Source organism: Microbacterium sp. A93 (assembly GCF_051842835.1).
The window spans coordinates 56,850-70,568 of sequence record NZ_JBPXMT010000005.1; the positions used below are offsets into that span (position 1 = coordinate 56,850).

A 13,719-nucleotide genomic window follows, 5' to 3' on the forward strand; every position below is an offset into this window, starting at 1 on the left:
GCGTCAGAGAGTCTTCAGCAGCGGAACGAACGCTTCGAAAGCGCGCGCCCGGTGTGACTGCGATTGCTTCTCTTCACTGCTGAAATCTGCCGTGGTGCGCTCGGCGCCAGCAGGCTGACCGTCGGGGATGAAGATCGGGTCGTAGCCGAAGCCGTTCGCGCCGGAGGGTTCGTGCGCGAGACGCCCCGGCCAGACGCCTGCCACCGTGTGTTCCGTGCCGTCCGGGGTCACGAGCGCAATCGTGGAGATGAACTGCGCAGTGCGGTGTGGATCAGCGATATCTGTGAGTTGGTCAAGCAGTAACTCGAGGTTCGACCGCGCGTCTTTCTTCTGCCCCGCCCAATAGGCGGAGAAGATGCCGGGCGATCCGCCCAGCACATCCACGCAGATACCAGAGTCGTCAGCGAACGCAGTGAGCCCAGTGAGTTCCGCCGCGGCGCGTGCCTTGAGCAGCGCGTTCTCCGCGAACGTCACACCGTCTTCGACCGGTTCAGGACCGTCGTAGCCGATGACCTCGAGGTCGGGTCTCGTCATCGCGATGATCTGCTGAAACTCGGCGATCTTGTGCGGGTTGTGCGTAGCGAGAACGACTCTGGTCATGCCGTCACTCCCCTGCGAGGGCAGCGAGCTGCCGTGCCTTCAGGTCTGCGCAGCCGTTGACGCCGAGCTCGAGCAATGCGTCGAGCTCGCGCTTGTCGAATGGTGCGCCCTCGGCAGTTCCCTGCACCTCGACGAACAGTCCGCGGCCGGTGACGACAATGTTCATGTCGGTCTCGGCCCGCACGTCTTCGGTGTATGCCAAATCGAGCATGGGCTCACCATCGATGATCCCGACCGAGACTGCGGCAACAGAATCCAGCAGCGGCGTGGCATTCTTGCCGATGAACTTCTTCTCGCGACCCCATTCGATGGCGTCAGCCAGTGCGACGTAGGCGCCGGTGATTGCGGCAGTGCGGGTGCCACCGTCGGCCTGCAGCACGTCGCAGTCGATGACGATGGTGTTCTCGCCCAGCGCCTTGGTGTCAACGACCGCGCGAAGGGCCCGGCCGATCAGGCGCGAGATCTCGTGTGTACGACCACCGATCTTGCCCCTGACGCTCTCACGGTCATTGCGGCTGTTCGTCGCGCGGGGCAGCATCGCGTACTCCGCAGTCACCCAGCCCTTACCCTTGCCTGCCAGCCAGCGCGGTACGCCGTTCGTGAACGAAGCCGTGCACAGCACCTTCGTGCCACCGAAGCTGATCAGTGCCGATCCCTCGGCCTGAGCGCTCCACCCGCGCTCGATCGTGATCTCGCGGAGCTGGTCTACGGAGCGGCCGTCGACGCGGACGATGTCAGTCATGAAGTTCCTTCTGGTTGGATGCCGGCCTCGGCCAGCTCGGAGAGGTCGGGAAGTGTGATGACGCCGGTCTGCACGTGCTGCACGTTGCGCACTTCGGCGCCCATCAGACGGTTGGCGAGAGCGGTGAATTCCTCAGTGGATTCGCCGGTCGCCTCGTAGGTATAGCTCGACACGGCATTCGGTGAAGCGAGAAGATCGCGACGAGTGAGCTGCCGATACACATCGCCGGCGGTCTCATCATCACTGGAGACGAGGGAGACGCCCTCGCCCATCACGTAGCTGATCGCGCCACGCAGGAAGGGGTAATGCGTGCATCCGAGCACGAGGGTGTCGACGTCGGCGTCACGCAGCGGAGCCAGATACTCCTCGGCGACTGCCAGCACCTCAGGTGTGCCAATGATGCCAGCCTCGACGAACTCAACGAACTGCGGGCAGGCTGCGGTGAACACCTGCAGGCGCTCGTCGACCTCGAGCATGTCCTGGTAGGCGCGAGATCCGATCGTGCCGACCGTGCCGATGACACCGATCCGGTTGTTCCGGGTCGTGGAGACGGCGCGGCGCACGGCGGGGCCGATGACCTCGACGACGGGAACGTCGTAGCGCTCTCTTGCGTCGCGGAGCATCGCGGCAGATGCCGTATTGCACGCGATCACGAGCATCTTCACACCCTGATCAACCAGCGTGTCCAACACTTCGAGCGCGTAGCGTCGCACATCAGCGATGGGCTTCGGCCCATAAGGTGAATGTGCGGTGTCGCCGATGTAAACGAATGATTCACGAGGCAATTGAGCCCGGATCGCGCGGGCCACAGTAAGCCCGCCGACACCGGAGTCGAAGATTCCGATCGGCGCGTCGTTCATGACTCCCCAGCCTACCCGCGCGCTGAAGTCACAGGCGTGCCGCCACGCTCACTAAACTGAGCGCATGAACTCGTCGACGGCTCTGCTGACGGACAGATATGAACTCACGATGCTCGGCGCCGCGCTGCGTGACGGCACGGCCGCGCGCGCCAGCGTGTTCGAGCTGTTCTCCAGGCGACTCTCCGGTGGGCGCCGTTTCGGTGTCGTCGCGGGCACAGGGCGCCTGCTTTCGCTGCTCAGAGATTTCCGGTTCGGTGATGACGAATTGCGTTTCCTGCGCGACGGCGACGTGGTGGATGCCGCGGCCCTGAAATACCTGGAGAACTACCGGTTCACCGGGTCCATCCACGGATACCGCGAGGGCGAGCTTTACTTCCCCGGCTCTCCCATTCTCACTGTCGAGGGCACTTTTGCGGATGCTGTCGTGCTGGAGACGCTCGCGCTGAGCGTTCTCAACCATGACTCCGCTGTCGCAACTGCGGCCTCGCGCATGAGCATTGCCGCCGGCGAGCGGCCAATGTCGGAGATGGGGTCACGTCGTGCGGCTGAGATGTCGGCAGTGTCCGCGGCGCGTGCCGCTTACATCGCCGGTTTCGCAGCTACCAGCAATCTCGAAGCAGGTCGCACATGGGGCATCCCGACCATGGGTACGGCAGCACACTCGTGGACGCTTCTGCATGACACGGAGGAGGATGCTTTCCGCGCCCAGATCGAGAGCCTGGGTGTCGATACGACGTTGCTCGTCGACACCTATGACATTCGAAAGGGTGTAGAGACCGCCATCCGCGTGGCTGGCACCGCGCTCGGCGGTGTGCGACTTGACTCCGGCGATCTGCCGACCGTCGCCGCTGTCGTGCGCGCGCAGCTCGACGAGCTCGGAGCGACGGAAACGAAGATCACCGTGACCAGCGATCTCGATGAGTACGCGATAGCCGCACTCGCGGCATCCCCCGTTGATTTCTACGGTGTCGGTACCTCGGTCGTCACCGGATCCGGGTATCCGACAGCAAGCATGGTCTACAAACTTGTCGCGCGAGAGGATCCGTCCCAGGGCTGGGTCTCAGTGGCAAAGGCCTCAACCGACAAGGGTTCGAAGGGCGGTCGCAAGATTGCGTTTCGCACACTACGCGACGGCGTGGCAGTGGCCGAAACCGTGATCGTATCCGACGGATTCGAAGCGCTCGCGACCCCCGCAGAGTATCCGGACTCGCGCCCGCTGCAGGTTACGTTCGTCGATGCTGGCGAGATCGACAGCGCGTACGAAGGCGTTGCAGGCACGGCATCCGCCAGAGAGCATCACATGCGCGTTCGCGAGGAACTGCCCGTTCGCGCGCTGGCGCTCAGCAAGTCAGATCCTGCGATCCCGACGGTGTTCGTCGACGCTGACTAGCCGACCATCGTTTCGTAGATCTCTTTGCACGTCGGGCAGATCGGAAACTTCTCCGGGTCGCGACCCGGCGTCCATTTCTTGCCGCACAGCGCACGCACCGGCTTGCCGGAGAGCGCAGACTCAAGGATCTTGTCTTTCTTGACGTAGTGCGAGAAGCGCTCGTGGTCGCCCGGCTCGAGGTTCTCTTCCTTGAGAAGTTCTTCCAGTTCGCGATCAAGCGTGGCCACGCCACCTTGATCGGGGCTGTCAAGCGGAGTACTCATATCGCCGATTCTAACTGCCCTGGCGACATGGCGGGCGCAAAACGGCCGCTCATGCCGTCTCAACGAACTCCATCAGCCGTTCGCCGCCACGATCGTAGATCCGACCGCCGACAACCGCCCCGAGCGCCAGGATGACCAGTCCGGTCCCGAGACCAATCCAGAAGGTCATCGGGTTGTAGACGCCGTCCGAGATCACCGTCATGATGAACAGCCCGATCGTGGGCGCGCTCACGATGATGGCGCCGATGAAAGCGACGGCAGGCCCGAACCCGCCACGGGATGCCGATCGCTGAGGCTGTTGGAAAGGACTGTCGCCGGGGCGCGAAACCGCGTAAGGCGAGACCGCCGAAGAGATACTGGAGAGCCCCAGGCCGGAAAGGAACAGGCTCGACGCGAGCCCGATCATCGGCAACAGCAGGTACCAGCTCTCGACCATGGCCAAAGTCAGTGAGATCGCGACAGCAAGGGCAGGAATCGCCACCAGGGCGACCGGGATGAGTCTGCCCAGGCGATCCGGCAACCCGCGCACCCCGCTGGCGACGTGAATCCACAGTGCTGTGGAGTCATACGCGACGTCGTTGTGCGGCAGCCAGCCGAAGAACAGCGCCATGAGTGGGACGGGTACGAGCGCGGCGATGTACAGCGGTACGCCTGCAACGAGAAGCGGGAAGACCGTCAGCACGCCGGCGATGGGCACGATGACGAAGTTCACGATGTAACGGCGATCACGCAGCCAGTAGACGAGGCTGCGAGCCGCGATCGCGCCGAATGCGTTTGCCGGCAGCAGCCCGAACCAGCCGAGGCCGGATCGTTCGCGAGATGTCGCCGGTCGCTCGGTCGTCGTGAGCAGTCGGCGGACCAGCCAGGACCACAGCATCCACAGGGAGAACAAAGTCGCGAACGCGATGATGCCGGTGAGCCAGGTGCCAGCGACGTCTCCGGCGGCGATTGCCAGCGGGAAGGCAGAGCCTGCGGCGAACGGGGTGAACCCGGCCACTGTTGCTACCACCGCGACGGCGTCTGGCACCCGCCCGTCCCATTCCAGCGATGCGAAGAAGACGGCAACCGGGAACGCCACGACAACGACAGCCAGCCCGAACAACGCGGTCAGCTCTCGAGAGCGGCGTTCTGGGAGCAACAGTGCGCTGAGCGCCATCCCGATGCGTGCCGCGACAGTCGCTGCCAGCAGACGGAGGAACGCCCCCAGAACGGCGGCGAGCCACGGTGTACCGAATTCGATGGCGACGATCGTTGAGCAGACAATGATCGCCAGCAGCGCGAATGACGGCACACTGATCATCGAGGCGAGGGCGAGGATCCAAGGCATCTGTCGCTCGTCGACGCCGAAGACCCCGAACCGCCGCGGATCGAGTTGATCTGTCGCGCCGGTGAAAATCGGCCCGAGCAGGAAACCGAGGAAAGTTGCAGCGCCTCCCAGCACGAGCACCGTACGCGCAACGGGCAGCGGAGCATCCGCAAGGCTCAATATCGCGACGCAGACCGCGCCCGTGATAATCACGAGCACGGCGAGGCCCACCAGTGAACGCGCTGTTCGTCCGCCCCGGAGGGCGCCGAGCATCAGCGCAAACCTCAGTCGGAGAATGTGTGCAGCCACTCGAGCCCCTCCACCTCGCCGATGCCGCCGGAGAGTTCGACGAAACGAGACTCCAACGTTTGACCGGCACGCACTTCGTCGATGGTTCCCTCAGCCAGCACATCGCCACCGACGATGATCGCCACGCGAGAGCAGACTCGTTCGACGAGATCCATTCCGTGGCTGGACAGGATGACAGTGCCGCCGTGGGCGACATAGGCACGGAGGATGTCGAGGATCACCGCTGATGACACCGGATCGACAGCCTCGAACGGCTCATCGAGCACCAGCACGCGCGGTGAATGGATCATGGCCCCGGCGAGCATGATCTTCTTGGTCATGCCGGCCGAGTAGTCGGAGACGACACGACTGACAGAATCAGCGAGGTCGAAGGCACGGACCAGATCTGCAGACCGCTTCTCAATCACGTCAGCAGAGAGTCCCCGCAGAAGCCCGTAATAGTGCAGCAGTTGCCGGCCGGTCAGCCGATCAAAGGTGCGCAGGCGGTCGGGCAGCACACCCATGACGCGCTTGGCAGCGAGGGAATCGGTGGCCTGATCGATGCCACAGACGACCACCTGACCGGCGTCGGCGCGAAGAAGCCCCGCGAGGATCGAAAGCGTCGTCGTCTTTCCTGCGCCGTTCGGTCCGACGATGCCGTAAAAGGATCCGGCAGGAATCGTCAGGTCGATGCCGTTCACCGCTCGGTGGTCGCCGAAGTCTTTGATAAGCCCGCGGATCACGACCGCGTCGGCTGCAGGTGGGGCAGCAGCGGCGTCGGCAATCGGGATGACCGCATCCGCCACTGGAGATGGGGCGTCGGGCTCGGCGAGGGGTTCGGGCTCGGGCTCTACGGGCTCAGGCTCGGGCGCTACGGGTTCGGGGGTTACAGGCTCGGGCTCGACCGGAGATGCTTGCTCGGTCGCCGGCGCCGCCGGCGCGCTGACGGCCTCGGCCGTCGGTGCTGCAGCGTCTGCGGCGACAGCCGTCTTGGGCCGCGGCTTGCGCTTTACCAGCGGCGGGGTGATCTCGACACTGTTGGATTCCTCTGTCGCCGCAGCATCTGTCGCCGCGGCATCCTTCGCCGCAGCATCCTTCGCCGCGGCGGCACGCTTCGTGGCAGCGGCCCGCTTCGCGGCCGCCGCCTTCTTCGCGGCAGCGGTTTGGGCGGCCGCCGTCTTCGCGGAGGCGGTCTTGGCTGCCGTCTTCTTTACCTCGGCCTTGGTCGCTGCAGCACGCGCAGTGGCATCCTTCACAGCCACGGTCTGGGCTGCACTGCTCTTCTTTGCAGCCGTCGTGGCCGCCGCAGTCTTGTCAGCCGCAGTCTTCGCCGCCACAGTCTTCGCCGCCACAGTCTTGGCGGAGGCACTATTGGCGGTTGCAGTCTTGGCAGTCGGCTTCTTCGCAGCAGTCGTGGAGCGCGCGGCCGTTGTCTTCACCGCCGCAGATTTCGTCGTGCGCGCAGGCGTCTTCTTCGCTGCAGGACGCGTGGCGCGCGGTACGGAGGCGTCGGCCGACGCGGCCTTTACGTCTTCCGGCTGATCGGCACGGTCATCAAGAGGAGAAGTCACTGTCTTACGCTATCAACGGCGATGGACTTTCTCCGGGTCGAGCGAAACAATTGTCACCTGTGCGTCCGGTGTGTAGCTGATTACGAAATGGCAACGGAGGCGGCATAACCCGAGGCTTCCCAGGGGGCGTCGCTAGCATGAAGGCGGCACGAAGGGGTGTCTGGCCGATGAACCGGCCGTGAACACAGATTATTTTTAGGAGTATCCGTGACTCTTCAAACCGTCATTCTTGCCGCTGGTATGGGCTCGCGCCTCGGGCGCGCCCTGCCCAAGCCGCTGACCGAGCTCAGCGATGGCCGCTCGATCATGCAGCAGCAGCACGAGAACATCCGTGCAGCCTTCGGCAGCGATGCCCGCATCACGGCAGTTGTTGGCTACCGGGCCGAGACGATCATCGAGGCGTTCCCTCACGTCAATTACGTTCACAACGAGCGTTACGACGAGACCAACACCTCTAAGAGCCTGCTGCGTGCCCTCGCTGCGACCGGCAAGGGCGGCGTGCTCTGGATGAATGGTGACGTCGTCTTCGACCCGCTGATCCTCGGCCGTGCGATCGAGTTCATTGAGCGCGACCAGTCGTTCGTCACTGTCAACACCTCCAGGGTGAGCGATGAAGAGGTGAAGTACACGGTCACGGCCGAGGGCTTCATCAACGAACTGTCGAAGACCGTCAAGGGCGGGCTCGGCGAAGCAGTCGGCATCAACTACATCTCCTCGACGCACAAGAAGGCGTTCATGCGTCAGCTGCAGCGCGTTGAGGACCAGGACTACTTCGAGCGCGGTCTTGAGCTCGCTATCGCCGAGGATGCTCTGCTCCTCGAGCCGATGGATGTCTCTGACCTGTACGCCGTCGAGGTCGACTTCGCAGAAGACCTCGAGCGCGCGAACCAGTACGTCTGACCATCAGCATCCGAAAGCCGCCCCTCGCATGTCGACGGGGCGGCTTTCTGCTTTCTCTCGGGGAGAGATTCTAGGATCATCGTGATGGCTAAGAAGGTGCACAAGATCCACACCCTCCCGGACGATGCTCCGTGGGACAGGGAAGTTGCTCCCGTGGGTTCGACTGAGCATCCGTTCGCCGTGCGCGGGCTCGATCGCGTGCTGGCTATTCAGCGTCCGCTCGTGCTGGCTCATATCCGCAGCATCCGTCTGCGTAATGCGGATGCGACGCCGGATCAGCTCGTGCGTATTCTTGAGCGCCGCTATCTTGCGGCGGTGACTACTGGAGGCGCGGCCGTAGGCGCAACGGCGGTCGTTCCTGGTATCGGCACCGGAATCACGCTGGCGCTGTCGGGCGTGGAGACGGTCGGGTTCGTCGAATCGACGGCCCTGTTCGCGCAGTCTGTTGCGGAGATCCACGGCATCGCGATCGAGAACCCTGATCGGGCGCGAGCGCTGGTGATGACGCTGATGCTCGGCAAAGAGGGCGTGGATCTAGTCGGACAACTCGCGAAGCAGGCGACTGGGCGCGGGGGCGTTCGTTCGTCCTACTGGGGTGAGCTTGTGACGAAGTCGCTCCCCCGTGCGGCGGTCGGTCCGGTCGTTGACCAGCTCAAGACGGTATTCGTGCGGCACTTCGCTGCGGCCGGAGGTGCGTCTTTCCTTGGCAAGGCTTTGCCGTTCGGTATCGGGGCTGCGGTCGGCGGAGCGGGGAACCATCTGCTCGGCAGACGCGTGCTGACGACATCACGTCGCGCGTTCGGGGCTGCGCCCGCCATGCTGCCGGCCGAGTTGGAGCCCGTCACCGGCGCCGAGAAACTCGAACTGCGGATGCTGCGCGGAGTGCGCTACGCCGGATCAGCCGTTGCCGGTGCTGCGGGAACCGTGGTGCGAGGCGCGGGCTGGGTCGGTCACAAGGTCAATGATGTGACTCGCAGCAAGCGCAAGCGGCGCGACTTGGATGCAGATGCTTCGGAGGCTGACGACTCGCTCTCCACAGAACTGGATTCTTAGGGGTTCTCCCCGGTTCATTCTCCGCACGCTTCTGGGAGCGCTCGCGCGTCGGCGGCCACTTCTAGCGTGGCCCGCATGTTGAGACCTATCGAGCCGACCGAACGACCGCCTGCTCCTGCTTACCGGGTGCCGTGGCTCATCCGCCGCGACGATCCGGCGCACCCTGTGGTGATCAATCAGGGCCGCGAAGCCGTCGATTTCGTGCGGGTGTTCCGCGACGATGACGCCGGGCGTGAGCGCACACAATTGTGGGGGCAGGTGCTTCCCTCGGAGGACATCGAACTGTGCCTGTGTGCGGCAGATCTCAATGAGGTCGTCGTCACGATCGCGTGGTTCCGGCCGAGTGACGGGCTGGAATACGTGTGGAGGTTTGTGGCTTGATGCGCGTTGCGCAACACGCTACCCGGCGAATTCATCACCGAGCTGTATCTGACGCCTTTCGATATGAGCGCCCGGGAGCTGGCGGCCGAGCTCGACGTCTCCCCCTCAACGCTCAGCCGAGTACTCAACGGCACAAGCCGTGTGACTCCCGAGATGTCTTTGCGTCTTTCTAAGGCACTTGGCCGCACCGTCGAGAGCTGGCTGGCACTGCAGACTTCACACGATCTGTGGGTCGCCCGGCAGACTGTCGATCTCAGCCGGGTCAGGCAGGTCGAGCGCGAAGTGGCCTGACGCTCAGGCGCCCTCGCGGCGGCGGAGCTCGCGACGGAAGTCGGCCTCTGAATACGGCTTGAGGTTTTCGGGCAGGTCAGCAGCGGTCAATCCGTCGAGGAATACCGACGGTTTCACCTGCAGTGCTGTGGCGAGCTGGATGAGGACGAACAGGGTCGGGTTCCCGACCCCCTTCTCGATGCGCGCCAAGTGAGACACATCCATGTCCGCGCGCTCGGCGAGTTTGGCGCGGCTCATCGTCGTCTTGCTCCGCAGTTCCGCGACCCGCAGCCCGACTTGCTCGGATGCTCGAGATCGCGGTTCCTTCATTCCTCCAGCATCCAAGCGAACCGCTCGGTCACCACGCGCATGCAAGCATGGGCTTTCATGCCTGTCCGATTTATCCGGCCACTGGGGGCGCTCGCCTACGAAGAGTTTGCTGCGCAGTGGGCCGCAGAATAAGCGTTACCTGTTCGTTATTCGGCCTGGCTTCATTTTGCTCGTATTTATCTTCTAATGTCCGTGGCTCGCGTCATTATGAATGATGGCAGCTTTCACCGATTTAGTTGACCTGATCCCCGCATTGCGCGGCAGGTGCGACGAAGCTGCCTTCGCACTGCCATCGACGCTCCGCACGCTCGATGACGACACGGTCGTGGCCGTACTCACACAGGCCGCCGAGCTCGCGAAGCAGGTCGAACACGTCATCCTCACGGCCGCCGGCGTGGTGGCACTCCGTTCAACTCGAGGGGCCGGGCACTCCGGCCTTGCACAATCACGCGGTCATCGCAGCGCCGAATCATTGATTCAGGGCATCACCGGCTCGACCCGCGCTGAGGCTGCGCGCGCGGCACGCGTGGGATCGGCCCTGCTTGATGACGGGTCGGCTCCGGTTGATGACGACGCTGAAACGACAGGCGCGGGTTCCGGCGCAAGTTTTGACTCAGGTTCTGACGCAGGCGTTGATTCCGAGAACGAGGCCGATTCCGGCGACCAGGCCGGCCCCGACCACGAGACCGATTTCGGCTCCGGCCGAGAAGATGCACAGCCGGCAGCGGCACCACGGAACTGGCATGCACCGCTGAGTCATGCACTGATCAATGGAACGATCACCGCGGCCCAGCATGACGCGATTCGGCGAGGGCTCGGCGAGCCGCCGACGATCGATTCCAACAGCTTCAGCTCGGAGGCCGACGCCGCGCAGCTCGCGCAGATCTGGCGCGAAGCGTGGCAACTGGCTGCAGAGCAACTCATCATCGAATCCGCAGAGCGCACGGTCGAAGAGCTCGGATCGGCCGCACGAACAATTCGCGACCGGCTCGACCCCGACGGCGCAGCCGCCCGGTTCGAACAACGCTATGCACGACGTTCTTTCCGCATGTAGACCGACGCAGACGGCGTACGCCACGGCAGCTTCATCTTTGACGAGGAGTCGGGCGCACTGGTCCAAACGATTCATGATGCCGCCCTTCGTCCACGACGCGGCGGGCCGCGATTCGTCGATTCCGACGAGCGGGCGGCCGCGAAGGACCTCAGCGACGATCCGCGCACCAACGAGCAGCTTGCGCACGACCTCATGACCGACGTGCTGCGCGCGGGAGCTCTCGCCGATGCGAAGACCGTGTTCGGAACGCGCCAGGCCGGCGTGCGACTCGTGCAGACCGTCGAAACGAACGGCGCACACGGGCCTGCGCACACCGAAGACGGGCTGGCGTTCATCCCGTCTTCGGTCGCCGACCAGCATGCGTGCAACACGGGCACCATTCCCGTCATCGTCGACTCCTGCGGAAATCCGCTCGATGTCGGCCGAGAACAGCGGCTGTTCACGACGAAACAACGCATCGCGCTCGCCGTTCGCGATGGTGGATGCCGGTGGAAAGGATGTGATCGACCAGCGTCATACTGCGAATCGCATCACATCGACCACTGGGTCGACGGCGGATGCACCGACCTCGACCGCGGGATTCTGCTGTGCAGATTCCATCATCTACAGCTCCACAACGGTGGGTGGTCCATATCGCGAGATCCGGGCGGCGAATTCATGCTGCGCCACCCGTCGGGCGACGGTGTCCTCCTCGTGCGAAGACTCGCTCTGCGATACGCGTTCGAAGACATCGATCTATCGCCACGACGATTCCGGCCAGCGTCATGAATGCTGCGCATCTCGACACAGCAATCCACCAGTCGACACAGCAATCCACCAAAGGATTCGCCAACCCGTTGTGGCGAGCATCCAACGTCACTGCGCATCCCGGCGCTAGTGTGGAATCCGTGACGGACACCCCTGACCTTTCTACGACCGCCGGCAAGATCGCCGACCTCCGCGCGCGCTACAGCGACGCGGTGCTCGACGCCGAGACAAAGGCGAAGGAGAAGCAGCACGCCAAGGGCAAGATGACCGCCCGCGAGCGCATCGAGCTTCTCGTCGACGCCGGCAGCTTCGTCGAGTTCGACGAATATGTGCGCCACCGCTCCACAGCCTTCGGCATGGACCGCAACCGCCCGTACGGCGACTCCGTCGTCACCGGTTTCGGCACCATCCACGGCCGCACCATCGCTGTCTACTCGCAGGACTTCACCACGTTCGGCGGATCGCTCGGTGAAGTATCCGGTGACAAGATCATCAAGATCATGGAATACGCCCTCACCGGCGGCATGCCCATCATCGGCATCCTCGACTCCGGCGGCGCCCGCATCCAGGAAGGCGTGCTCGCCCTCAGCAAGTACGGCGAGATCTTCCGCCTGAACACTCGTTCCTCCGGCGTCATCCCGCAGATCTCGATCATCATGGGCCCCGCAGCTGGCGGCGCCGTCTACGGCCCCGCACTCACCGACTTCGTCATCATGGTTGACAAGACCAGCCAAATGTTCGTCACCGGCCCCGACGTCATCAAGACCGTCACCGGCGAAGACGTCGGCATGGAAGAGCTCGGCGGCGCATACACGCACAACACCCGCTCCGGCGTCGCGCACTACCTCGCAGAGGACGAAGACGACGCCCTTGACTACGCGCGCACGCTCCTCGGATTCCTTCCCGACAACAACATGGCGGAGATCCCCGCCTATGAGAGCGCCTTCGAGTTCGAGACGACGGATGCCGATCGCACGCTGAACACGATCATCCCCGACTCCGCGAACCAGCCCTACGACATCCACACCGTCATCGACCACGTGATCGACGACGACTTCCTCGAGGTGCAGCCGCTGTTCGCGCCGAACATCGTTATCGGCTTCGGCCGCATCGAAGGCCGCTCGGTCGGAATCATCGCGAACCAGCCCTCCCAGATGGCCGGAACGCTGAACATCGAAGCCGGCGAGAAAGCCAGCCGTTTCGTGCGCTTCTGCGACGCCTTCTCGGTTCCGATCGTCACCCTCGTCGACGTTCCCGGCTACCTGCCCGGCACCGACCAGGAATGGACTGGCGTCATCCGCCGCGGCGCGAAGCTCATCTACGCCTACGCCGAAGCCACGGTGCCGATGGTCACCGTGATCCTGCGCAAGGCCTATGGCGGCGCCTACATCGTGATGGGCTCCAAGCAGCTTGGCGCTGACGTCAACCTCGCATGGCCCACCGCAGAAATCGCAGTCATGGGCGGCCAGGGCGCCGTCAACATCCTCTACCGCGGTGAGATCAAGAAGGCAGAGGACGCCGGCGAAGACGTCGCGGCCGTCCGCACCCGCCTCGCCAACGAGTACACCTACAGCGTCACGTCGCCGTTCCTGGCCGCGGAGCGCGGCGAAATCGATGGCATCATCGAACCCGCGAACACCCGCGTCGCGATCGCCAAGGCACTGCGATCCCTCCGCGGCAAGCGCAGCGAACTGCCGCCGAAGAAGCACGGGAACATTCCGCTGTGACAGACACCGACGCCAACTCCAACCGGGCAGCAGACCTCCACTTCGTCCGCGGCACCGCGAACGAAGAGGAACTTGCCGCGCTCATCGCCGTCGTCACTGACGCGTATGAGCGAGAAGCCGCGGATGCAGTCGCCGAAGAGTCGTCCGTGTCAGCATGGCAGCGCACCCAGCGTTCGCTACGCGCGCCACTGCGTCGCGACATCCCGTGGGGACGCTTCTCGGGCTGACGTCGCGGAT

General features: G+C 64.0%; 16 protein-coding genes. 9 read left to right on the plus strand and 7 right to left on the minus strand.

The window, feature by feature from the left end:
* Positions 1-3 precede the first annotated feature (3 nt).
* Genes rdgB through murI form a run of 3 tightly spaced genes read right to left on the minus strand, consistent with a single transcriptional unit; the run spans position 4 to position 2,202 of the window.
* On the minus strand, positions 4-600 hold the full coding sequence (gene rdgB / locus ACSU1G_RS13705; RefSeq protein WP_439280513.1) for an RdgB/HAM1 family non-canonical purine NTP pyrophosphatase: 597 nt from the start codon (positions 598-600) through the stop codon (positions 4-6).
* 4 nt (positions 601-604) lie between these two features.
* On the minus strand, positions 605-1,342 hold the full coding sequence (rph, locus tag ACSU1G_RS13710; RefSeq protein WP_439280514.1) for a ribonuclease PH: 738 nt from the start codon (positions 1,340-1,342) through the stop codon (positions 605-607).
* Positions 1,339-2,202, minus strand: a complete 864-nt coding sequence (gene murI, locus ACSU1G_RS13715; protein ID WP_439280515.1) for a glutamate racemase — start codon at positions 2,200-2,202, stop codon at positions 1,339-1,341. The genes rph and murI overlap by 4 nt, the downstream gene beginning before the upstream one ends.
* A 64-nt stretch (positions 2,203-2,266) precedes the next feature.
* Between murI and ACSU1G_RS13720 the strand changes: the two genes are divergently transcribed.
* Positions 2,267-3,592: a nicotinate phosphoribosyltransferase gene (locus tag ACSU1G_RS13720; RefSeq protein ID WP_439280516.1), complete on the plus strand. Its 1,326-nt coding sequence runs from the start codon at positions 2,267-2,269 to the stop codon at positions 3,590-3,592.
* On the opposite strand, the gene ACSU1G_RS13725 is transcribed toward ACSU1G_RS13720, so the two are convergent.
* Genes ACSU1G_RS13725 through ACSU1G_RS13735 form a run of 3 tightly spaced genes read right to left on the minus strand, consistent with a single transcriptional unit; the run spans position 3,589 to position 6,477 of the window.
* Positions 3,589-3,855: a DUF3039 domain-containing protein gene (locus tag ACSU1G_RS13725; RefSeq protein ID WP_439280517.1), complete on the minus strand. Its 267-nt coding sequence runs from the start codon at positions 3,853-3,855 to the stop codon at positions 3,589-3,591. The two genes, ACSU1G_RS13720 and ACSU1G_RS13725, sit on opposite strands and share 4 nt — an antisense overlap.
* Positions 3,856-3,904: 49 nt before the next feature.
* Positions 3,905-5,470, minus strand: a complete 1,566-nt coding sequence (locus ACSU1G_RS13730) for a hypothetical protein (protein ID WP_439280518.1) — start codon at positions 5,468-5,470, stop codon at positions 3,905-3,907.
* Positions 5,446-6,477 carry an ABC transporter ATP-binding protein gene (locus ACSU1G_RS13735; protein WP_439280882.1) on the minus strand — a complete coding sequence of 344 codons (1,032 nt, stop codon included), beginning with the start codon at positions 6,475-6,477 and terminating at the stop codon, positions 5,446-5,448. The genes ACSU1G_RS13730 and ACSU1G_RS13735 overlap by 25 nt, the downstream gene beginning before the upstream one ends.
* A gap of 750 nt (positions 6,478-7,227) precedes the next feature.
* Here ACSU1G_RS13735 and ACSU1G_RS13740 point away from each other — a divergent pair.
* From ACSU1G_RS13740 to ACSU1G_RS13755, 4 genes are all read left to right on the plus strand, one after another.
* Positions 7,228-7,920 carry an NTP transferase domain-containing protein gene (locus ACSU1G_RS13740; protein ID WP_439280519.1) on the plus strand — a complete coding sequence of 231 codons (693 nt, stop codon included), beginning with the start codon at positions 7,228-7,230 and terminating at the stop codon, positions 7,918-7,920.
* An 84-nt stretch (positions 7,921-8,004) separates the two neighbouring features.
* Positions 8,005-8,973 (plus strand): hypothetical protein, encoded by a 969-nt coding sequence (locus ACSU1G_RS13745; protein ID WP_439280520.1) that lies wholly within the window; start codon positions 8,005-8,007, stop codon positions 8,971-8,973.
* A gap of 75 nt (positions 8,974-9,048) precedes the next feature.
* Complete coding sequence (locus ACSU1G_RS13750; RefSeq protein WP_439280521.1) at positions 9,049-9,354, plus strand: hypothetical protein; 306 nt, start codon at positions 9,049-9,051, stop codon at positions 9,352-9,354.
* A gap of 6 nt (positions 9,355-9,360) precedes the next feature.
* Positions 9,361-9,645 carry a HigA family addiction module antitoxin gene (locus tag ACSU1G_RS13755; RefSeq protein WP_439280522.1) on the plus strand — a complete coding sequence of 95 codons (285 nt, stop codon included), beginning with the start codon at positions 9,361-9,363 and terminating at the stop codon, positions 9,643-9,645.
* A 3-nt stretch (positions 9,646-9,648) separates the two neighbouring features.
* On the opposite strand, the gene ACSU1G_RS13760 is transcribed toward ACSU1G_RS13755, so the two are convergent.
* Positions 9,649-9,954 (minus strand): helix-turn-helix domain-containing protein, encoded by a 306-nt coding sequence (locus ACSU1G_RS13760; RefSeq protein ID WP_439280523.1) that lies wholly within the window; start codon positions 9,952-9,954, stop codon positions 9,649-9,651.
* A 214-nt stretch (positions 9,955-10,168) separates the two neighbouring features.
* Here ACSU1G_RS13760 and ACSU1G_RS13765 point away from each other — a divergent pair, with 214 nt between their 5' ends.
* The 4 genes from ACSU1G_RS13765 (at position 10,169) to ACSU1G_RS13780 (ending at position 13,709) form a co-directional block, all read left to right on the plus strand.
* Positions 10,169-11,008, plus strand: a complete 840-nt coding sequence (locus ACSU1G_RS13765) for a hypothetical protein (protein WP_439280524.1) — start codon at positions 10,169-10,171, stop codon at positions 11,006-11,008.
* 69 nt (positions 11,009-11,077) lie between these two features.
* A complete protein-coding gene (locus ACSU1G_RS13770; RefSeq protein ID WP_439280883.1) occupies positions 11,078-11,776 on the plus strand; it encodes an HNH endonuclease signature motif containing protein in 699 nt (232 codons plus the stop codon).
* A gap of 110 nt (positions 11,777-11,886) precedes the next feature.
* A complete protein-coding gene (locus tag ACSU1G_RS13775; protein WP_439280884.1) occupies positions 11,887-13,482 on the plus strand; it encodes an acyl-CoA carboxylase subunit beta in 1,596 nt (531 codons plus the stop codon).
* A complete protein-coding gene (locus tag ACSU1G_RS13780) occupies positions 13,479-13,709 on the plus strand; it encodes an acyl-CoA carboxylase subunit epsilon (RefSeq protein ID WP_439280525.1) in 231 nt (76 codons plus the stop codon). The genes ACSU1G_RS13775 and ACSU1G_RS13780 overlap by 4 nt, the downstream gene beginning before the upstream one ends.
* Positions 13,710-13,719: the final 10 nt, after the last annotated feature.

Coding starts and splice junctions, on each gene's coding strand:
- ACSU1G_RS13720 (WP_439280516.1), top strand. CDS start 2,267: ATGAACTCGTCGACGGCTCTGCTGACGGACAGATATGAACTCACGATG.
- rph (WP_439280514.1), bottom strand. CDS start 1,342: ATGACTGACATCGTCCGCGTCGACGGCCGCTCCGTAGACCAGCTCCGC.
- ACSU1G_RS13760 (WP_439280523.1), bottom strand. CDS start 9,954: ATGAAGGAACCGCGATCTCGAGCATCCGAGCAAGTCGGGCTGCGGGTC.
- rdgB (WP_439280513.1), bottom strand. CDS start 600: ATGACCAGAGTCGTTCTCGCTACGCACAACCCGCACAAGATCGCCGAG.
- ACSU1G_RS13750 (WP_439280521.1), top strand. CDS start 9,049: ATGTTGAGACCTATCGAGCCGACCGAACGACCGCCTGCTCCTGCTTAC.
- ACSU1G_RS13725 (WP_439280517.1), bottom strand. CDS start 3,855: ATGAGTACTCCGCTTGACAGCCCCGATCAAGGTGGCGTGGCCACGCTT.
- ACSU1G_RS13745 (WP_439280520.1), top strand. CDS start 8,005: ATGGCTAAGAAGGTGCACAAGATCCACACCCTCCCGGACGATGCTCCG.
- murI (WP_439280515.1), bottom strand. CDS start 2,202: ATGAACGACGCGCCGATCGGAATCTTCGACTCCGGTGTCGGCGGGCTT.
- ACSU1G_RS13765 (WP_439280524.1), top strand. CDS start 10,169: ATGGCAGCTTTCACCGATTTAGTTGACCTGATCCCCGCATTGCGCGGC.